Origin of the sequence: Spiroplasma endosymbiont of Lasioglossum malachurum, assembly GCF_964020065.1 — a bacterium.
Classification (GTDB): domain Bacteria; phylum Bacillota_I; class Bacilli_A; order Mycoplasmatales; family VBWQ01; genus Spiroplasma_E.
Genome location: NZ_OZ026534.1, coordinates 786,523 through 806,923 on the forward strand (window position 1 = coordinate 786,523; position 20,401 = coordinate 806,923).

Annotated in this window: 13 protein-coding genes and 5 pseudogenes; 5 read left to right on the plus strand and 13 right to left on the minus strand. The window is 24.9% G+C overall.

All coding sequences use genetic code 4. The features are described 5' to 3' along the window. Nucleotides 1-121: 121 nt before the first annotated feature. A pseudogene (locus AACK95_RS04400) lies at nt 122-520 on the plus strand (transposase); the annotation flags it as partial. Between the two features lie 41 nt (nt 521-561). Here AACK95_RS04400 and AACK95_RS04405 read toward each other — a convergent pair. After that, a pseudogene (locus AACK95_RS04405) lies at nt 562-1,530 on the minus strand (IS256 family transposase); the annotation flags it as partial. 94 nt (nt 1,531-1,624) lie between these two features. On the opposite strand from AACK95_RS04405, the gene AACK95_RS04410 reads away from it, so the two are divergent. After that, the gene (locus AACK95_RS04410; protein WP_338980932.1) at nt 1,625-2,863 is read left to right on the plus strand and encodes an IS256 family transposase; all 1,239 of its coding nucleotides are present in this window, start codon (nt 1,625-1,627) and stop codon (nt 2,861-2,863) included. Between the two features lie 37 nt (nt 2,864-2,900). Here AACK95_RS04410 and AACK95_RS04415 read toward each other — a convergent pair. After that, nucleotides 2,901-3,182, minus strand: a pseudogene (locus AACK95_RS04415) (transposase); the annotation flags it as partial. 93 nt (nt 3,183-3,275) lie between these two features. Here AACK95_RS04415 and AACK95_RS04420 point away from each other — a divergent pair. Together AACK95_RS04420 and AACK95_RS04425 are read left to right on the plus strand one after the other, a co-directional pair. Further along, nucleotides 3,276-3,776 (plus strand): annotated as a pseudogene (locus AACK95_RS04420) (IS256 family transposase); the annotation flags it as partial. A 99-nt stretch (nt 3,777-3,875) separates the two neighbouring features. Continuing rightward, a complete protein-coding gene (locus tag AACK95_RS04425; RefSeq protein ID WP_338981018.1) occupies nt 3,876-5,114 on the plus strand; it encodes an IS256 family transposase in 1,239 nt (412 codons plus the stop codon). 101 nt (nt 5,115-5,215) lie between these two features. Here the strand turns inward: AACK95_RS04425 and AACK95_RS04430 are convergent, their stop codons facing one another. The 9 genes from AACK95_RS04430 to AACK95_RS04470 all read right to left on the minus strand — a co-directional run bounded on the left by AACK95_RS04430 (nt 5,216) and on the right by AACK95_RS04470 (nt 16,563). Beyond that, a complete protein-coding gene (locus AACK95_RS04430; protein WP_338979568.1) occupies nt 5,216-5,551 on the minus strand; it encodes a hypothetical protein in 336 nt (111 codons plus the stop codon). A gap of 73 nt (nt 5,552-5,624) precedes the next feature. Continuing rightward, nucleotides 5,625-6,689: an alpha/beta hydrolase gene (locus AACK95_RS04435; RefSeq protein WP_338979570.1), complete on the minus strand. Its 1,065-nt coding sequence runs from the start codon at nt 6,687-6,689 to the stop codon at nt 5,625-5,627. Between the two features lie 257 nt (nt 6,690-6,946). Beyond that, nucleotides 6,947-7,795: a hypothetical protein gene (locus tag AACK95_RS04440; protein ID WP_338979572.1), complete on the minus strand. Its 849-nt coding sequence runs from the start codon at nt 7,793-7,795 to the stop codon at nt 6,947-6,949. A 9-nt stretch (nt 7,796-7,804) separates the two neighbouring features. Beyond that, nucleotides 7,805-10,495, minus strand: a complete 2,691-nt coding sequence (locus AACK95_RS04445; RefSeq protein WP_338979574.1) for an endo-beta-N-acetylglucosaminidase — start codon at nt 10,493-10,495, stop codon at nt 7,805-7,807. Nucleotides 10,496-11,360: 865 nt separating this feature from the next. Next, nucleotides 11,361-12,065: an ABC transporter ATP-binding protein gene (locus AACK95_RS04450; RefSeq protein ID WP_338979576.1), complete on the minus strand. Its 705-nt coding sequence runs from the start codon at nt 12,063-12,065 to the stop codon at nt 11,361-11,363. A 2-nt stretch (nt 12,066-12,067) separates the two neighbouring features. After that, nucleotides 12,068-12,796 carry a hypothetical protein gene (locus AACK95_RS04455; RefSeq protein ID WP_338979577.1) on the minus strand — a complete coding sequence of 243 codons (729 nt, stop codon included), beginning with the start codon at nt 12,794-12,796 and terminating at the stop codon, nt 12,068-12,070. 88 nt (nt 12,797-12,884) lie between these two features. Then, complete coding sequence (locus tag AACK95_RS04460) at nt 12,885-13,877, minus strand: lipoate--protein ligase (protein ID WP_338979579.1); 993 nt, start codon at nt 13,875-13,877, stop codon at nt 12,885-12,887. A gap of 7 nt (nt 13,878-13,884) precedes the next feature. Beyond that, the gene (locus tag AACK95_RS04465; RefSeq protein WP_338979580.1) at nt 13,885-15,021 is read right to left on the minus strand and encodes an alpha/beta hydrolase; all 1,137 of its coding nucleotides are present in this window, start codon (nt 15,019-15,021) and stop codon (nt 13,885-13,887) included. Nucleotides 15,022-15,060: 39 nt separating this feature from the next. Beyond that, complete coding sequence (locus AACK95_RS04470; protein ID WP_338979582.1) at nt 15,061-16,563, minus strand: FAD-dependent oxidoreductase; 1,503 nt, start codon at nt 16,561-16,563, stop codon at nt 15,061-15,063. A gap of 470 nt (nt 16,564-17,033) precedes the next feature. Between AACK95_RS04470 and AACK95_RS04475 the strand changes: the two genes are divergently transcribed. Next, on the plus strand, nt 17,034-18,272 hold the full coding sequence (locus tag AACK95_RS04475; RefSeq protein WP_338981020.1) for an IS256 family transposase: 1,239 nt from the start codon (nt 17,034-17,036) through the stop codon (nt 18,270-18,272). Here AACK95_RS04475 and AACK95_RS04480 read toward each other — a convergent pair. Both AACK95_RS04480 and AACK95_RS04485 read right to left on the minus strand, forming a co-directional pair. After that, a complete protein-coding gene (locus tag AACK95_RS04480) occupies nt 18,165-19,067 on the minus strand; it encodes an IS30 family transposase (protein WP_338981022.1) in 903 nt (300 codons plus the stop codon). The two genes, AACK95_RS04475 and AACK95_RS04480, sit on opposite strands and share 108 nt — an antisense overlap. Before the next feature lie 25 nt (nt 19,068-19,092). Next, a pseudogene (locus AACK95_RS04485) lies at nt 19,093-20,296 on the minus strand (IS256 family transposase). Between the last annotated feature and the right edge of the window lie 105 nt (nt 20,297-20,401).

Below are 20,401 nucleotides of genomic sequence, written 5' to 3' on the forward strand. Positions count from 1 at the left end.
TAGTTAAAAAAAGTATTCACAAAAATAGGTAATGTTTAGTAATCTGTGTAACTTACAAAAATAACTATGTTTAATTAATTCTAGTAAATATAATTAAATGACTAGAAAGAGTGAGTTACAGATGGCTAAAAAAGATAACTTTAATAATAATGATCCAATATCAAAAGCAGTAGATTTATTATTAAAAAATACTGAAGATTTAACAACAGTTTTTAAAGAAGGGGGTTTATATAAAGAATTAACAAAACGTTTAGTTGAAAAAATGTTAAATTCTGAGATGCAAAATTATTTAGGATATGAAAAAAATCAACATAGTAATAGTGACAATGCTCGTAATGGTATAAGTTCAAAAAAATTAATAACTCAACAAGGTAAAATTGAGATTGATGTACCACGAGATCGTAATAGTAATTTTACTCCTGTAATAGTGCCAAAAAGACAGAGAAGATTTGATGGTTTTGATCAACAAGTTCTTTCCTTATATGCAAAAGGTATGACATTATCAGATATTAGAATGCAGGAGGCTTTTTAGTAATCTGTGTATCTTTGTTTTGCAAAGTACTAGTTCAGATTAATTCTGTCTTCAAATTTTATCATAAAATGAGCAATTGCTGTATTTCAATTTTGAATGGGCATTGTTCATTTTTTTGTTATATTTTCAATTGCTAAATAAAATATTTTGAAAACTGCCATATCATTTGGAAAAACTTTTTTATTTCTGATGACTTTTCGTAATTGACTATTAACAGATTCAATAGAATTTGTAGTATAAATCACTCTTTTGATTTCTGGAGGATAACTAATAAAAATCATTAAATTATCTCAATTTTTATATCAAGATTTAGCAATTTGAGGATAGTGTTTATTTCATTTACTTTCAAATGATTCTAAAGCTTGCATTGCTTGTTCTTCACTACATGCATTATAAATTGGCTTTAAATCTGTAACTAGTGATTTTCGATGTTTGTATGAAACATATTTTAAACTATTTCTGATTTGATGAACTATACATAATTGATGTTCAGTTTTAGGATAAACTGATTGTATTGCTTCTGACATGCCTGTTAAGTTGTCACTACAAGCAATAAGAATATCATTTAAGCCACGATTTTTCATTTCTGTGAAATTTGCTAATCAAAATTTAGCGCCTTCATTTTCACTAATTCATAAACCTAAAACATCTTTTTTACCTTCTAAATCAACACCTAAAGCTATATAAACTGATTTGTTAATAATGCGTTTATCTTGTCGTACTTTAACTACTATACAATCAAAATAAACAATGGGATAAATGCCTTCTAATGGTCTATTTTGTCATGCTTTGACATCATCAATCACATCATCAGTAATTTGACTAATAACACTTTCACTAATATCAGCACCATGATATAACTCTTGTAACTGCATTCTAATATCTGATAATGTCATACCTTTTGCATATAAGGAAAGAACTTGTTGATCAAAACCATCAAATCTTCTCTGTCTTTTTGGCACTATTACAGGAGTAAAATTACTATTACGATCTCGTGGGGTAATGTTTAGTAATCTGTGTAACTTACAAAAATAACTATGTTTAATTAATTCTAGTAAATATAATTAAATGACTAGAAAGAGTGAGTTACAGATGGCTAAAAAAGATAACTTTAATAATAATGATCCAATATCAAAAGCAGTAGATTTATTATTAGAAAATACTGAAGATTTAACAACAGTTTTTAAAGAAGGGGGTTTATATAAAGAATTAACAAAACGTTTAGTTGAAAAAATGTTGAATTCTGAGATGCAAAATTATTTAGGATATGAAAAAAATCAACATAGTAATAGTGACAATGCTCGTAATGGTATAAGTTCAAAAAAATTAATAACTCAACAAGGTAAAATTGAGATTGATGTACCACGAGATCGTAATAGTAATTTTACTCCTGTAATAGTGCCAAAAAGACAGAGAAGATTTGATGGTTTTGATCAACAAGTTCTTTCCTTATATGCAAAAGGTATGACATTATCAGATATTAGAATGCAGTTACAAGAGTTATATCATGGTGCTGATATTAGTGAAAGTGTTATTAGTCAAATTACTGATGATGTGATTGATGATGTCAAAGCATGACAAAATAGACCATTAGAAGGCATTTATCCCATTGTTTATTTTGATTGTATAGTAGTTAAAGTACGACAAGATAAACGCATTATTAACAAATCAGTTTATATAGCTTTAGGTGTTGATTTAGAAGGTAAAAAAGATGTTTTAGGTTTATGAATTAGTGAAAATGAAGGCGCTAAATTTTGATTAGCAAATTTTACAGAAATGAAAAATCGTGGCTTAAATGATATTCTTATTGCTTGTAGTGACAACTTAACAGGCATGTCAGAAGCAATACAATCAGTTTATCCTAAAACTGAACATCAATTATGTATAGTTCATCAAATCAGAAATAGTTTAAAATATGTTTCATACAAACATCGAAAATCACTAGTTACAGATTTAAAGCCAATTTATAATGCATGTAGTGAAGAACAAGCAATGCAAGCTTTAGAATCATTTGAAAGTAAATGAAATAAACACTATCCTCAAATTGCTAAATCTTGATATAAAAATTGAGATAATTTAATGATTTTTATTAGTTATCCTCCAGAAATCAAAAGAGTGATTTATACTACAAATTCTATTGAATCTGTTAATAGTCAATTACGAAAAGTCATCAGAAATAAAAAAGTTTTTCCAAATGATATGGCAGTTTTCAAAATATTTTATTTAGCAATTGAAAATATAACAAAAAAATGAACAATGCCCATTCAAAATTGAAATACAGCAATTGCTCATTTTATGATAAAATTTGAAGACAGAATTAATCTGAACTAGTACTTTGCAAAACAAAGAAACACAGATTACTAAAAAGCCTCTCTCGTGGTACATCAATCTCAATTTTACCTTGTTGAGTTATTAATTTTTTTGAACTTATACCATTACGAGCATTGTAACTATTACTATGTTGATTTTTTTCATATCCTAAATAATTTTGCATCTCAGAATTCAACATTTTTTCAACTAAACATTTTGTTAATTCTTTATATAAACCCCCTTCTTTAAAAACTGTTGTTAAATCTTCAGTATTTTCTAATAATAAATCTACTGCTTTTGATATTGGATCATTATTATTAAAGTTATCTTTTTTAGCCATCTGTAACTCACTCTTTCTAATCATTTAATTATATTTACTAGAATTAATTAAACATAGTTATTTTTGTAAGTTACACAGATTACTAAACATTACCGAATGCAGTTACAAGAGTTATATCATGGTGCTGATATTAGTGAAAGTGTTATTAGTCAAATTACTGATGATGTGATTGATGATGTCAAAGCATGACAAAATAGACCATTAGAAGGCATTTATCCCATTGTTTATTTTGATTGTATAGTAGTTAAAGTACGACAAGATAAACGCATTATTAACAAATCAGTTTATATAGCTTTAGGTGTTGATTTAGAAGGTAAAAAAGATGTTTTAGGTTTATGAATTAGTGAAAATGAAGGCGCTAAATTTTGATTAGCAAATTTCACAGAAATGAAAAATCGTGGCTTAAATGATATTCTTATTGCTTGTAGTGACAACTTAACAGGCATGTCAGAAGCAATACAATCAGTTTATCCTAAAACTGAACATCAATTATGTATAGTTCATCAAATCAGAAATAGTTTAAAATATGTTTCATACAAACATCGAAAATCACTAGTTACAGATTTAAAGCCAATTTATAATGCATGTAGTGAAATAGGGGTAATGTTTAGTAATCTGTGTAACTTACAAAAATAACTATGTTTAATTAATTCTAGTAAATATAATTAAATGACTAGAAAGAGTGAGTTACAGATGGCTAAAAAAGATAACTTTAATAATAATGATCCAATATCAAAAGCAGTAGATTTATTATTAGAAAATACTGAAGATTTAACAACAGTTTTTAAAGAAGGGGGTTTATATAAAGAATTAACAAAACGTTTAGTTGAAAAAATGTTGAATTCTGAGATGCAAAATTATTTAGGATATGAAAAAAATCAACATAGTAATAGTGACAATGCTCGTAATGGTATAAGTTCAAAAAAATTAATAACTCAACAAGGTAAAATTGAGATTGATGTACCACGAGATCGTAATAGTAATTTTACTCCTGTAATAGTGCCAAAAAGACAGAGAAGATTTGATGGTTTTGATCAACAAGTTCTTTCCTTATATGCAAAAGGTATGACATTATCAGATATTAGAATGCAGTTACAAGAGTTATATCATGGTGCTGATATTAGTGAAAGTGTTATTAGTCAAATTACTGATGATGTGATTGATGATGTCAAAGCATGACAAAATAGACCATTAGAAGGCATTTATCCCATTGTTTATTTTGATTGTATAGTAGTTAAAGTACAACAAGATAAACGCATTATTAACAAATCAGTTTATATAGCTTTAGGTGTTGATTTAGAAGGTAAAAAAGATGTTTTAGGTTTATGAATTAGTGAAAATGAAGGCGCTAAATTTTGATTAGCAAATTTCACAGAAATGAAAAATCGTGGCTTAAATGATATTCTTATTGCTTGTAGTGACAACTTAACAGGCATGTCAGAAGCAATACAATCAGTTTATCCTAAAACTGAACATCAATTATGTATAGTTCATCAAATCAGAAATAGTTTAAAATATGTTTCATACAAACATCGAAAATCACTAGTTACAGATTTAAAGCCAATTTATAATGCATGTAGTGAAGAACAAGCAATGCAAGCTTTAGAATCATTTGAAAGTAAATGAAATAAACACTATCCTCAAATTGCTAAATCTTGATATAAAAATTGAGATAATTTAATGATTTTTATTAGTTATCCTCCAGAAATCAAAAGAGTGATTTATACTACAAATTCTATTGAATCTGTTAATAGTCAATTACGAAAAGTCATCAGAAATAAAAAAGTTTTTCCAAATGATATGGCAGTTTTTAAAATATTTTACTTAGCAATTGAAAATATAACAAAAAAATGAACAATGCCCATTCAAAATTGAAATACAGCAATTGCTCATTTTATGATAAAATTTGAAGACAGAATTAATCTGAACTAGTACTTTGTAAAACAAAGAAACACAGATTACTAAAAAGCCTCGAAATAGGTTCAATTAAAATCATAATATTCCTCCAATTTTATTAAATTTGTAAATCAATTTTAATTATCTTCAAGTTCTAAAAATTCTTTTTCAACTACATCTGTTAATTTCAAAATTCAATTATCTTTAGACTTTTTTGAATTGAAAAGAGTTGGATTTTCAATTGCTCTTTGATTATATTCCAAAACCTTTCCTGTTAGTGGACTGCGCGCATGCAAAATAGCTTTTGAAGCCTCTACTGTTAATACTAAATCATTTTTATTAACTACATCATTTTCTGTATTATATTTAACATAACACGCCATACCCATATCATCTTGTAATTTGGGTGTAGGACTAATTATGTATATATTATCTCTTTTTTCTATTATTAAACAATTTGCATTTTTTTTCATTTTTACCCCCTAAAATAAAATAAAAAATGTTCAATGAATAAATTAAGACTATAGTAATTTTTCTTAACTCTATCTAATTATTATTCATTTCATATTTATTGATAAAATTTTTTATCTCATTAATATAAGTTTGATGAGCATTTGGCAAAATTTCAACATGACCAATATTTTCTAAAAATAAATAATTATAATTTTTATTATTACCTTTAATTTGAAAATTATGAATAACATTAGCCATGAAAAATGGGACAAAATCATCTTTTTTACCATGAATTAATAAGGTAGGAACTTTAAATCCTGTTTTTAGTTTTTTTAATAAATCATATTCTAAAATATTTGTATTTGTAAATTTTTGATATCTTTTAGATATACCATTACTAATTAATCATCAAGGTTTTTTATAACGATATTGCATGACGTAACGAAATTGAACAAGTAGATTAGAGAATCCACAATCAGTAATTGCTCAATTAATTGAACTGATTGGTGCATAATTCAACAAATAATAATTAATTGTTGATGCACCCATACTATTACCGATTAAACCAATTGTTTCAACTTGATAATTAGTCTTTAATCAATTAATTAAACAATTAACATCTTGCGCACAAGTAAGACCAGTATCACTATATTGACCATAAGTTTTACCATGAGCAACACTATCAAATGTTAAAATATTATATCCTTCTTGATAAAATCAAGACACTAACCTTAAAGCTAAATATTTATTTTCAGTTCAACCATGAAAACCAATAACTCATTTGTTGCTTTTATTTTTTTGAATAACAGCTAAACAACTAATATCTTCATTATTATTATTTTTAATAACAAATTCTTGATAATTTTCTTTTTTTCAATCAATTGGATAACCATATTTATTAAGTTCTTTAATCTTACAATCATAATAATGATAATCAAAACTATTAATATCAACTAATTGATCATCATTAATTTTAACATTTCCTTCTTTTTGATAAGTAAAACAAAATTTAAAAAATTGTTTTTGATATTTTTTTGAATAAAAATAAACAAAAGGAAATAATAAAATAACTAATAAAATTTTGCTAAAAGAATAACAAAATTTTTGATAACCATTCATTAAAATTTCGTCACTAACAGAATCATTTATTACCTTCATTTCCCAGTCTCTCCTATCTAACAAATTTGTATCAAATCCATATTTGATTAAAAAAATAACTAGTTTTATTTCTTATATACCGTGTCCTTTTTTTGTTACAATCTAATTTTCCTTAAAAAATATTTTTTTTCAAGATTTATTTTTAAATTTCATAATTTTTCTTTTTTTAATTATAAAAATAATATATTATTCAATATTTAAATACACTTATTGAATATTTAAAAATTAAAAAATAAGAATATATTTTGTTTAATTGCTTATTTTCTAGTACCATGTAAAAAAGAAAAATATGATCCAACAGCAAACAAACCAATAAATGTTAGGCAAGAAAATACTGGTTGATAAATATTGGTGAATGATAGTTTATAATCAACTGAAGGAACAATCTGAAAAAAATTATAATAATTTTTATCACTTTGACTATAAAAAATAAAATTAATTCAAGTTATATATTTTTGTGGTACAAAATATCCAATAATAATGGTTGGTGTTGAAATTGTATATGTCATATCAATAAAAAAATCACCAAATAAAATAGAAGTTAAAAAAATAATTATATTAATTGTTTGAATTATATAAGGATTTTTTATAGAACCAGAAATTAATAAAGCCAAGAAAAAAATAACAATAATATTTAGACTAATACTAAATATAAGACCAAATCATTGTGAAAAAGTTTTCATTGCTAATATTCATACTGTCATGATATTAGTTCCTTGTAACTGTTCAAGAAAAAATAAATATCCAAGTAATATAAATACTGTACAAAAAGAAATAACAAAAATAACAATTAATAAACTTAAAATAAATGCAATCTTATTGATACCAAAATTGTGTAATTGTTTTAAAAAAACTGATTCGCGTCATTGACAAATAAGATGTCCAATTAAAAAAATATTAAATAATATTGGTAATAAAATATAACTAGAAACTATAATATAACGATTATATTTAATAATTGACTGTGATGTTAAAAAATAAACTAAACTAAGTAAAATAACAGGCATTATTAAAAAGTAAATATAAGTTCTAAATGTTTTTAAAATCGTTTTAAACATATAACTTATACAATGACTAAAAATTACTATACTATTTTTATTTTTCATATTTCACCTTTAAATTTCTATATTAAACACAAATGATTGTTGAGAAATAACATTATTGTTATAAACTGGTTTAATCATTAATTTTAACTGATTATGAATAGATTTTAAATTTTTTAAAAAATAATAGTTTTGACTAGTTTCGCCAATACGATATCATTTTTTTTCATCAAAATAATAAATAGCATAATAACTTAAATTTTCAATATTAACAGCATCTCATTGAAAACGAGCATTGTATAATATTTGATTATTAACTGTTCGATTAATTACATATTCTGATTTTGGATTTGAAATTACTGTATTTTCTTTGATTTGATTATTAGTTGTTGGACTATTTATTTCAAATTCACCAACATTAAACTTAAAATTATTATTAGTTGCTTTAATTTGTAATCCTAATTTAGAAATACGATTAAAAGTATTAATACCACCAATTTTCTTTAAATCTAAAGTAATTTTAACTCAACCACCTTGTAACTTTTCTTCATTATTTGGTGAAAAAGTTTGACGGTTTGCTATTAACGATTTTTGATCAGTAGTAGTAACTAAAAAATTAACTTTAGCATTATTATCACTATTAGTATTATAAATAAAACTAATTTGATGGTCATTTTTAATTAAATTAGTTCCCATAATATCTCAATCATAAACTTTATTTGTATTTCAATCGCCATTAACTATACTACCTTCTTCATTAAAACCCGAACCAATAGCAATTGAATTTCCTTTTTCATACACTTGATCATAATCATAAAAACCAGAAATTTTAGAGATATCTAATGGTTGTTCTGGATGAGCATCATCATAAATTTTTCATTGATAAGTTGGTAAAATATCAGTTAATCTACGATTTGTTCATGGATAATCATTAGCAACAATACTATTACCATTTTGATCATGATTAACAAATTTAATACCACTACCCATTGAAAAATTAGTTTTCTTATTTAAAATTTGATTATCATCAAATAAAGTAGTTCGTTCTTTAACTAAATCACCAATGCCATAACTTGATGAGTTATAACCATTATTAGTTAAATAATTATAAATAGTATCTTTTACAAATGGATTTGGCTTTCCTTTAGTAACTGCAGTTTTTATTCTAGGATCCGATATAAATGCTGCCTCTTGATAATTATCACTTGCATTTCAACTTTGATAATCATTTGCATTATTATTTGCTTGCATACCAATATTATTATTTCTAATAAAAGTATTTGTTCCTGAAAATTGAATATTATTAAATAAATTTGTTGTTTGTGTCGCAAATAAATAAGCTCTAGTATCATTAACATTATGATTTTTAGCTCAATTATAAGCATACGATCCAAATGTTCCAGCACCATTATCTAAAAAATCAGAAATTCCAGTATACACATTTTTATTATATTGAGGTTTACCAGCAATCATTGTTTCTGTATAACCTAATTGTCAAAAATCATAACTTCCAAAAAATTGGGCATTAGCTCCAGCATCAAGAATAGTATTTAAATTTTTACCACTATAATTTGGATAATCTGTTAAAAATGATGTTGTTTTATCTGGTGTTTCACCAAAAGTTAATTGAATATCAGTTGGTGTAACTTCACCATTAGTTTTACGATAACCACTATCTGCCATTTTTAATGTTTCTATATCATTATATCCACTAACACTTTTTGAAACTGTAGCACCATTACGATAAAAAATTATTTTTAATGATTGAATATTTGGATCACTAGCAGTAGCTACTTTATAATTAAACTCTTTAATAATTTCGGCCATAACATTATAATCTAAAACTGTACCATTGGGAGCAGCACCGTTTGGTTCATTATTAATAAATCAACCATCAAAGCCATTATAATTAGCAATATTAATTAAAATATCAACTATTTTATAAGTACCATCACTATTTTTACTAAGAAAATCTTTTAAAATTTCTTTTGTTAAACCATGATATCCATCAAGAAAAAGATTACCAAATATTGGTGTTCCATTAATGTGTGCACTATCAATAACATCAGCTGGTGGTGGAACAATTGGTCCTTCAAATCAAGAACCTGACCAATTAATAAAATAATTAGTATATTGTCAATTTAATGGTGTATTTTCAAATGGATTTTTTGTCCCCACTATTGTATTATCAAAAGTACGATGTTTTCGTGTTGAAAATCCTAGTTGATTATAATTAATATTTTCATCTTGGTTACTTGAGTTGTATGTTGCTACAAATTGACGTTTCTGTAAAGGTACTGTTGCTCAATTATACTTTGCATCATAGTCTTTTTGTGGATTCCAATCTAAAATTGAATTCATTCTTAAATATTTTCGAGCTGAAGAAGTTATTCCAAAATCAGAAGCATAATTACCATTAGGCATAAAACCTTTATTTAAAGGAATGCCAGTCACTGCTTGTTTTTTAATGTTTTGTGTTCATTGAAAACCAGTATTAAATTTTGAATAATTTAAATAATGATCAGTATTGCTTGGTTTAACATTTCCCAAATCATTAATATTACCAATATTATTAATAACATTTTGCGAGTTAGTATTATCAAAATTAATACCATCTCCATAATCTGAATTTGTTCAGTCAAAATTTGGTAAACCATTTAAATAATCACTACCATCTAAACTACCAATATTACAAGCAACTACTAAACTAGCAGGAGCAGAAATTAAACTAAAAACACTAAAAAGTAATAATATTTTTTTCATCAATTTTTATCCTTTCATTCCTCAATTAAAAAATCTTTTTGATAAATAAGAAAACAACATAGTAAATATCAAGATTCCAATTAATGTTTGCCAAATACTAGTAAAAACAACAAATGATATTTCATTATAATTTTGAATAATTTGACTTATTCCTAGTGAATCTAAAAATTGATATGAAGTAATCAACATATTAAACCAAATAAAATATTTAGTTGGACACAAATAACCAATAACAATAAATATTAAATTATTGTTAGTTACTGTTGGTTGAATTAAAACATCCGAAAAAATAATGAAAAATATGGTAAAAATAGCAAGCATTACAAATGATAAATTAAACTTAGAAAAAAATGTTGTAATAAATATGTTAGCAACTGTTAAAAAAAATGTTAATAATATCATAGCAAATATATAGAAAATTCAAATAAATCATCTAATATTAGAAAGTAAATTTAGATGAAAATTAAATATTGAAATTAAAGAATAAATATTATAACAAATAATATTAATACTTACTGATAATGATACCATTATTAAATTTGATAAAAAAATTGTTAAAATAATATAATATTCATTAATACCAATTATTTTTATTCTTTTTAAAAAGTTTTTCTTTCGCCATTCAATCATAAATATTCCTAAATAAAAAGATGAAATAAAAACTGATATTGATAAAAAATTTAACAAAATGGGGAGTAAAATTTGATAATAACTATAATTATTTCATAATCACAATGATAATGCAGAAATTAAAAAACCTAATAAAAATACAAAAATATAAGTTCTAGGATTTCCAAAAATTACTTTTGAAATTAAAGAAAAAAGTCTTGAAAATTTAGAAACAGTACTTTGTTTGAATAATTCTTTAGTTACCATTAACTTCATTTTGATAATACTCCACCATCATTTTACGTAAACTACCATATTTTTTTATAATTGCATCAATACTTTGGTCTTGATAAATTTCACCATTTTTTAAAATTACTACCCGATCACAAAGTAATTCAACTTCTTCTGGTGTGTGTGAAACAATTAATAAATTAATTTTTTTAATTTCTTTTCATGACTTAATAAAATTAACAAGTTTAATTTGCATTTTTAAATCTAAACCAGTAACTAACTCATCTAAAATTAAAATTTCAGGATCATTTAAAATTGATAAAAAACAATTAAATCTTTGTCTTTGACCACCCGAAAGTAAAGAAATTTCTTTTTTCAAAATATCATTTAACTCAAAAACATCAATTAATCCTTTGCCTTCTTCACTTTTAATATATTTTTTATTTTTATAAAATTTAATTAAATCAATAATTCGTGTACCAACTTGTCAATAACCTTCTTGAAATTGAACACCAATTTTCCGACTAACCTTTTTACCAACATCATCAAGAAATAATACTTTACCTGATGTTGGTTTTAAAACTTGTGAAATAATTTCAACCAAAGTAGTTTTACCAGAACCATTAGCACCTAAAATAGCAAGCGATTGTGAAGCAGGTATCTCTAAATTAATATTTTTTAAAACCTGATTTTTACCATAATTTTTACTTATATTTTCTAGAATAATCATTTTTATTTTCCTTGTAAATTATTATTTAAAATTTCTTCATATAATTGATTAAACATTTTTTTCATATCAGAATCTAAAATTAATAGTGGCTTTACTGTATTGTCACTGGGTGGTTTATTTCACATATATTCACCTTTGTTATTTCGTTCCAAATATTTATCAAAAGTATAAAAATCAATATCAATTGATTTTTCAATTGTTCTACCTAAATCTTGAATTCAAATTTTTACTCATTGAAAATAAAAACCAGCTTCAAAATACTTCATAACTCATAAGTTTAAATATTCATTTGCATTAATATAATTACTACTTGGAACATTAATTTTATTAATAGTAAACTCAATAAAATATGTTCGCAATATTAAGGCCATGTATATTTGCATTGATTGTGAATGAATAATTTTATTATTAATATAATCATTAATATCTGCTGTTGGTATACCAATTTCATCATAGCCAGGTTTACCAGCATTTTTACTTGCTGAATCACGGTATTTATCAAATTCAGCAAGATAAAAATTATTAAAACCATTAACAATATTATCATTAGTTTTACCTACTTTATCAATAGCATCTTGATATAAAAATTGTCAAACATTTAATTGATTTCTATCTTTTTTTGGTCAACCACGTGTTGGATAAAAAATATCATTTATACTATTTGTTTGATCAAAACTATTATTTACTAAAAATGTAATAACATTGCTAATTGGTGTTATAAAAATAAACATTATAAATAAAATCCATAAATATTTCTTCATATTTCCTCTTTAATATTAGTTATAAAAGTAAGGATATCATAAATAAGAATTTTATTCATTATTTTATGATACTTTTTATGATTTCTTCAGCAAGAAAATTTTTACCAAAAATTTCGTTAATATTAGCATTTTCAATGATATTAGTAATAGTTGCTACATTATATTTTTGTTTTTCTAGTTTTTTTTCTAAACTAGTAGTACCTGCTGAGCCTAGGAAATCACCATATATTTTAATATTTTCAATAATTCCTGCCTTAACATTCATTCAAACGTGAATAGTTCCTTTACTAGGAAAAAGTGTTTTATGTTTTAAATCAAAATCTGGAGATTTACCATAAACTCAATCTCAAGTTCGATATTTAGTATTTGCTAATGATTCAATATCAGCAATCATTTTTTCAGAAAATTCCATAATCTTTGTATTTTTTGTACTTTTTAATTGTTCAATAATTAAATTTTGAAATTCTTCAATTGTTATTGGTGGATTTAATAATGGTAAAATATTTGTTACTCGTGCTTGTACTGATTTAATACCTTTTGATTTTAATTTATCCAAATCAGGTTTTAATACTTTTGGTAACATTTGCATATCAACATTAAAAAGAATAGTACCATGATGTAAAATTCGATTTTTATATGTATATTGGGCATTACCCGATATTTTTTTATCATCAACTAAAATATCATTTTTACCACTAAATTGAGCATTTAAACCTAGATTTTGTAAAACATTAACTATTGGTTTTGTAAAAAGAGCATAATTACGAGCATTATCTTTATTTTTATCAAGAATAAAAGTAAAATTTAAATTTCCTAAATCTTGATAAACAGCTCCACCACCAGATAATCTTCGTACAACATTAACTTTTTTTGTTCTTACATATTCATTATTAATTTCTTCAATTGTATTTTGGTTTCTACCAACAACAATAGTATTATTATTTTGTCATAATAATAAGATTTCATCAGTTATATAAGGATTAGTAATCAAATATTCTTCGGCTGCTAAATTAAAATATGGGTTTTTGCTATTATTAATATAATAAATCATTATTAATTTAATTTCCTTTATCTTCGGTTTTAAAATTTGTTCATTTATTAACAAATTTTAAAGTAGTTTTGCAATATGTATCATAATCGGTAGTGACGGCTCTTATATGTTTAGCAGATGGCATAATTAATAATTCACTTATTGTTTCTTCTTCATAATTTATTTTCTCTTCATACATTTTTTGTGCCATTGTTGCTGGTACAGTTTCATCATCATTACCATGAATAAATAATACAGGAATTGAAGAACAATATTTTAATTTATTAATAGGATCAATACTATTAATATTAAATTTATCTTTTAACCTAAAGAAAAATTTAACACCATAATAAAATCAAAATCAATGAAGGTTAAAGTATTGTTTACCCATAATTTTAATAATATGACTAAAACTATCAAATCCACAATCAGAAATTGCACATTTAACACCAAATTTACCAGTATCAAATCGAGATATTGTTTCCAAAACAGTACTGGCACCCATACTATTACCAATTAAAGTAATATTAGGAGGTTGTTTAAAATCTGTTTCTGCTAAATAATTATTAAGACTTAAAATAACAGCATATAAATCATCTGCTTCTTTATTACCAAAAGTAATTGCATCATGGATATTATTACTACCATGACCTCTTGTATCATAAGTAACAATACTATATCCCTGTTCATAAAAATGTTTAACTAAATATAAAATGCTATAGCGATTTTGTTGTCAACCATGAGTTGCAATTATTCATTTATGATTTTTATTAGATTGATGATTATTAATGAAAAAAGCTGATAACAAGCGATTATCATAAGTAGTTATCATCATATCTTGTGCTTCCATCATATCCCAATTACTATCATCAATCATTAGTTGTAGAGTATTTTGTAATTCCATATCTCGATTATAAAAACTCAAAGTATTGAGATCAATTTTAGCAAAATTTGGATTAGTACTTCGTCCAATTCGTTGAAAATTTTCCATAACATTTCGCATCATCAAACCAATAAAAAAATTAGTAATTAAAAAAGGAATAATCCATAATGGAAAAGTAAATATCAAAATAATTTTTAATCATCAAGCAATTTTATATTTACTTTCTTTAACTGGTAAAGTCATTCTTGCTCTAAGTTTTAAATATTTTTTATTACTAACCATTATATTTTATTCCTCTCAAAATTAATTTGATAAGGCAATCTATTTTTTCTTACCTTTTAAATATGGATCTGGATATGTAACATCTTCTTTTGTTAAAATTCCTGTTGCTAAAAGTGCTGCCGCAGTAACAAAGTTATAAGGCTTATTAAAGTGTGGTAAGAAATACATATCAATTAATGGAATTTCATCAATAGTAACCTTTTTCAATATTGCTAATGAAAACATTGCAATTGTTTCTGTATGATCATGAGTTGAACCAATTTCAGCTCCAACAATACGACGAGAACTCTTTTCTCATATAATTTTAATTTTTACTTCATGATTTTCACTCATAAAAGGTGGAAACACTGTATCTTGATAAAAATATGCTTCTACATTATTAGATCCTAAAATTGCTTTTGCAGAAACTTCTGATAAACCAGTAGCACATAGTTTTCAACCAAAAACAGCAATTGCATTTGTTCCTTGAACACCAGGAAAGGCGATTCTTGTTTTAGGATCTGTTTTTGCAACATTTAATCCAGCAATTAAACCACTACGTACAGCATTAGTTGCTAAGGCAATATTAACATTTTTATTTCAAGCATTTGAACGAATATTAATACAATCACCAATTGCATAAACATTAGGATCTGAAGTTTGAAAATATTCATTAACTTCAATTGCACCACGGGGATCTAAGCTAAGTTGAACTTTACCATTCTCATCTTTCAAGATAGCAGTATTTGGTAAGAAACCAACAGCCATAATTACTAAATCAGCTTTATATGTTCCTTTATTAGTTTTTACTTCACTCACTTTATCATCTTTAATAATAAATTCTTGTAAAATTTCTCCTAATTGTAATTTTACTCCTACTTTTTTCATATCTGCTTCAACATCATTTGTAAATTCTTCATCATAATAACGAGGCATAATACGATTTTCAAAATCAATTAAAGTAACTTCTTTTTTATCTTTATAAAAAGCTTCTACTAATTCAATACCAATATAACCTGCACCAATTACTACTACTTTTTTTACTTCTGGTTTACTCAAATCAGAAATAATTTCTTGAGCATGTTGGTATAGTTTTGATAAATGAATGCCATTTGTTAATTTAACACCATTTAAAGTATCTTTAACAACTACGCCATCTTTATGAGCAATTAAACCGGGAATTTCTTTACCACCTGGATTTAAGATTGGTCATGAACCAATCCCTAATACTAACTTATCATAACTTTCAGTAAATATTTCATTAGTATCTAAATTTTTAATAGTAACAATTTTAGCTTTACTATCATATTTAATCATTTCATGTTTTTCTTTAATTTTAACACCTAATGCTCTTAACTTTTCAATTGTGGCATAAAATAATCCTTTTGGATCAGTAAATTCTTTACCAACTCAAAGCGCAATTCCACATCCTAAAAATGAAATATTATCATTACGATCATATGCTACTACTTCACTATTTGGATTAGACCTCATAATTGCCTTTAGTGCTGTTGTTCCGGCATGATTAACACCTATAACAACTATCTTTTGTTTTCTTTCCATGCTAAAATCCTCTCTTACTTATTACTTTTTTTCAATTTCTTTTATTGTGTAATCACAAATACATATATATATTATTTTATCACTTTTTATTTAATAGTTACAACTCTTTCTTTCGGTAGACAATATACCATTTATTTTAAAAACCTAAAATTGCAATTGGTCAATTTCCATCATGATAATTATCTTTATTACTTTCTTCTTTTCAATCACGACAAGTAACCCTACTACGACTTGATGATGACTTCTTAGTTAATTTATTAATTTCATTATGCTAAATTGTAAAGGTAAGTGCAACTAAATTATTTTTCTATCCAAATATTCGATTGGTGAAAGATAATTTAATATTTTTCTCGGTCTTTGATTTAAAGACAATATAGGTAATGTTTAGTAATCTGTGTAACTTACAAAAATAACTATGTTTAATTAATTCTAGTAAATATAATTAAATGACTAGAAAGAGTGAGTTACAGATGGCTAAAAAAGATAACTTTAATAATAATGATCCAATATCAAAAGCAGTAGATTTATTATTAGAAAATACTGAAGATTTAACAACAGTTTTTAAAGAAGGGGGTTTATATAAAGAATTAACAAAACGTTTAGTTGAAAAAATGTTGAATTCTGAGATGCAAAATTATTTAGGATATGAAAAAAATCAACATAGTAATAGTGCCAATGCTCGTAATGGTATAAGTTCAAAAAAATTAATAACTCAACAAGGTAAAATTGAGATTGATGTACCACGAGATCGTAATAGTAATTTTACTCCTGTAATAGTGCCAAAAAGACAGAGAAGATTTGATGGTTTTGATCAACAAGTTCTTTCCTTATATGCAAAAGGTATGACATTATCAGATATTAGAATGCAGTTACAAGAGTTATATCATGGTGCTGATATTAGTGAAAGTGTTATTAGTCAAATTACTGATGATGTGATTGATGATGTCAAAGCATGACAAAATAGACCATTAGAAGGCATTTATCCCATTGTTTATTTTGATTGTATAGTAGTTAAAGTACGACAAGATAAACGCATTATTAACAAATCAGTTTATATAGCTTTAGGTGTTGATTTAGAAGGTAAAAAAGATGTTTTAGATTTATGAATTAGTGAAAATGAAGGCGCTAAATTTTGATTAGCAAATTTCACAGAAATGAAAAATCGTGGCTTAAATGATATTCTTATTGCTTGTAGTGACAACTTAACAGGCATGTCAGAAGCAATACAATCAGTTTATCCTAAAACTGAATATCAATTATGTATAGTTCATCAAATCAGAAATAGTTTAAAATATGTTTCATACAAACATCGAAAATCACTAGTTACAGATTTAAAACCAATTTATAATGCATGTAGTGAAGAACAAGCAATGCAAGCTTTAGAATCATTTGAAAGTAAATGAAATAAACACTATCCTCAAATTGCTAAATCTTGATATAAAAATTGAGATAATTTAATGATTTTTATTAGTTATCCTCCAGAAATCAAAAGAGTGATTTATACTACAAATTCTATTGAATCTGTTAATAGTCAATTACGAAAAGTCATCAGAAATAAAAAAGTTTTTCCAAATGATATGGCAGTTTTCAAAATATTTTACTTAGCAATTGAAAATATAACAAAAAAATGAACAATGCCCATTCAAAATTGAAATACAGCAATTGCTCATTTTATGATAAAATTTGAAGATAGAATTAATCTGAACTAGTACTTTGCAAAACAAAGAAACACAGATTACTAAAAAGCCTCACAATATAAATTTATTAACTTCATTTTTATTAGTTTTTGAAAAAATAAATTTTTTAGGAAATTTTTCTCTAATTAAACCATTAGTATTTTCATTAGTACCTCTTTGTCAAGGTGAATATGGATTGGCAAAATAAATTTTTACATCTAATTTTTTTTCAAGTTGTTGTCAATTTGAAAATTCTTTGCCACGATCAAAAGTAATAGTTTTAACAATGTTTTTAGGAAGAATTGATAAATAATAACTGACATTTTTATTAATAACTTTAGTAGTTCTGTTTTTAACTAATATTGCTAAAGTAAATCGTGATACTCTTTCAACTAAAGTTATTAAACATGATTTGCTTTTACCTCGTGATGATACTATAGTATCTCCTTCTCAATGACCAAGTGTTATACGATCATTAACATCTATATCTCATTCTTTAATTGATTTACCATTAAACTTGCCACGATTTTCTTTAGATTTTCGTTTTTTACCTTTTCTTCTTAAATTTTTACTAGTAACTTTATCAAGCATTCCAAAATAAATTCAAGTATAAATTGTTTTAAAACTAATAACTCACTCTTTATGAAAATTTTTAATTCTGCCATAAATTTGTTCAGGTGATCAACCTAATAGTAATTTTTGTTGTACATATTTTACTAAATTCTTTTTTTTAAACTTATGAAAACTAATATGTGATTGTTTTCGATTTTCAGCTTTATTTTGTGCAATTAATGAAAAATAATGATTATTATGAGGCTTTTTAGTAATCTGTGTTTCTTTGTTTTACAAAGTACTAGTTCAGATTAATTCTGTCTTCAAATTTTATCATAAAATGAGCAATTGCTGTATTTCAATTTTGAATGGGCATTGTTCATTTTTTTGTTATATTTTCAATTGCTAAGTAAAATATTTTAAAAACTGCCATATCATTTGGAAAAACTTTTTTATTTCTGATGACTTTTCGTAATTGACTATTAACAGATTCAATAGAATTTGTAGTATAAATCACTCTTTTGATTTCTGGAGGATAACTAATAAAAATCATTAAATTATCTCAATTTTTATATCAAGATTTAGCAATTTGAGGATAGTGTTTATTTCATTTACTTTCAAATGATTCTAAAGCTTGCATTGCTTGTTCTTCACTACATGCATTATAAATTGGCTTTAAATCTGTAACTAGTGATTTTCGATGTTTGTATGAAACATATTTTAAACTATTTCTGATTTGATGAACTATACATAATTGATATTCAGTTTTAGGATAAACTGATTGTATTGCTTCTGACATGCCTGTTAAGTTGTCACTACAAGCAATAAGAATATCATTTAAGCCACGATTTTTCATTTCTGTGAAATTTGCTAATCAAAATTTAGCGCCTTCATTTTCACTAATTCATAAACCTAAAACATCTTTTTTACCTTCTAAATCAACACCTAAAGCTATATAAACTGATTTGTTAATAATGCGTTTATCTTGTCGTACTTTAACTACTATACAATCAAAATAAACAATGGGATAAATGCCTTCTAATGGTCTATTTTGTCATGCTTTGACATCATCAATCACATCATCAGTAATTTGACTAATAACACTTTCACTAATATCAGCACCATGATATAACTCTTGTAACTGCATTCTAATATCTGATAATGTCATACCTTTTTGCATATAAGGAAAGAACTTGTTGATCAAAACCATCAAATCTTCTCTGTCTTTTTGGCACTATTACAGGAGTAAAATTACTATTACGATCTCGTGGTACATCAATCTCAATTTTACCTTGTTGAGTTATTAATTTTTTTGAACTTATACCATTACGAGCATTGTCACTATTACTATGTTGATTTTTTTCATATCCTAAATAATTTTGCATCTCAGAATTCAACATTTTTTTAACTAAACGTTTTGTTAATTCTTTATATAAACCCCCTTCTTTAAAAACTGTTGTTAAATCTTCAGTATTTTCTAATAATAAATCTACTGCTTTTGATATTGGATCATTATTGCTGAATTATACTTGTAAGTGCAAGTAAATAAAATTGCAAAAAATTCTCATATAAAAATTTCATAATGCTAAATTTAGTTTAGAAAAAAGTAA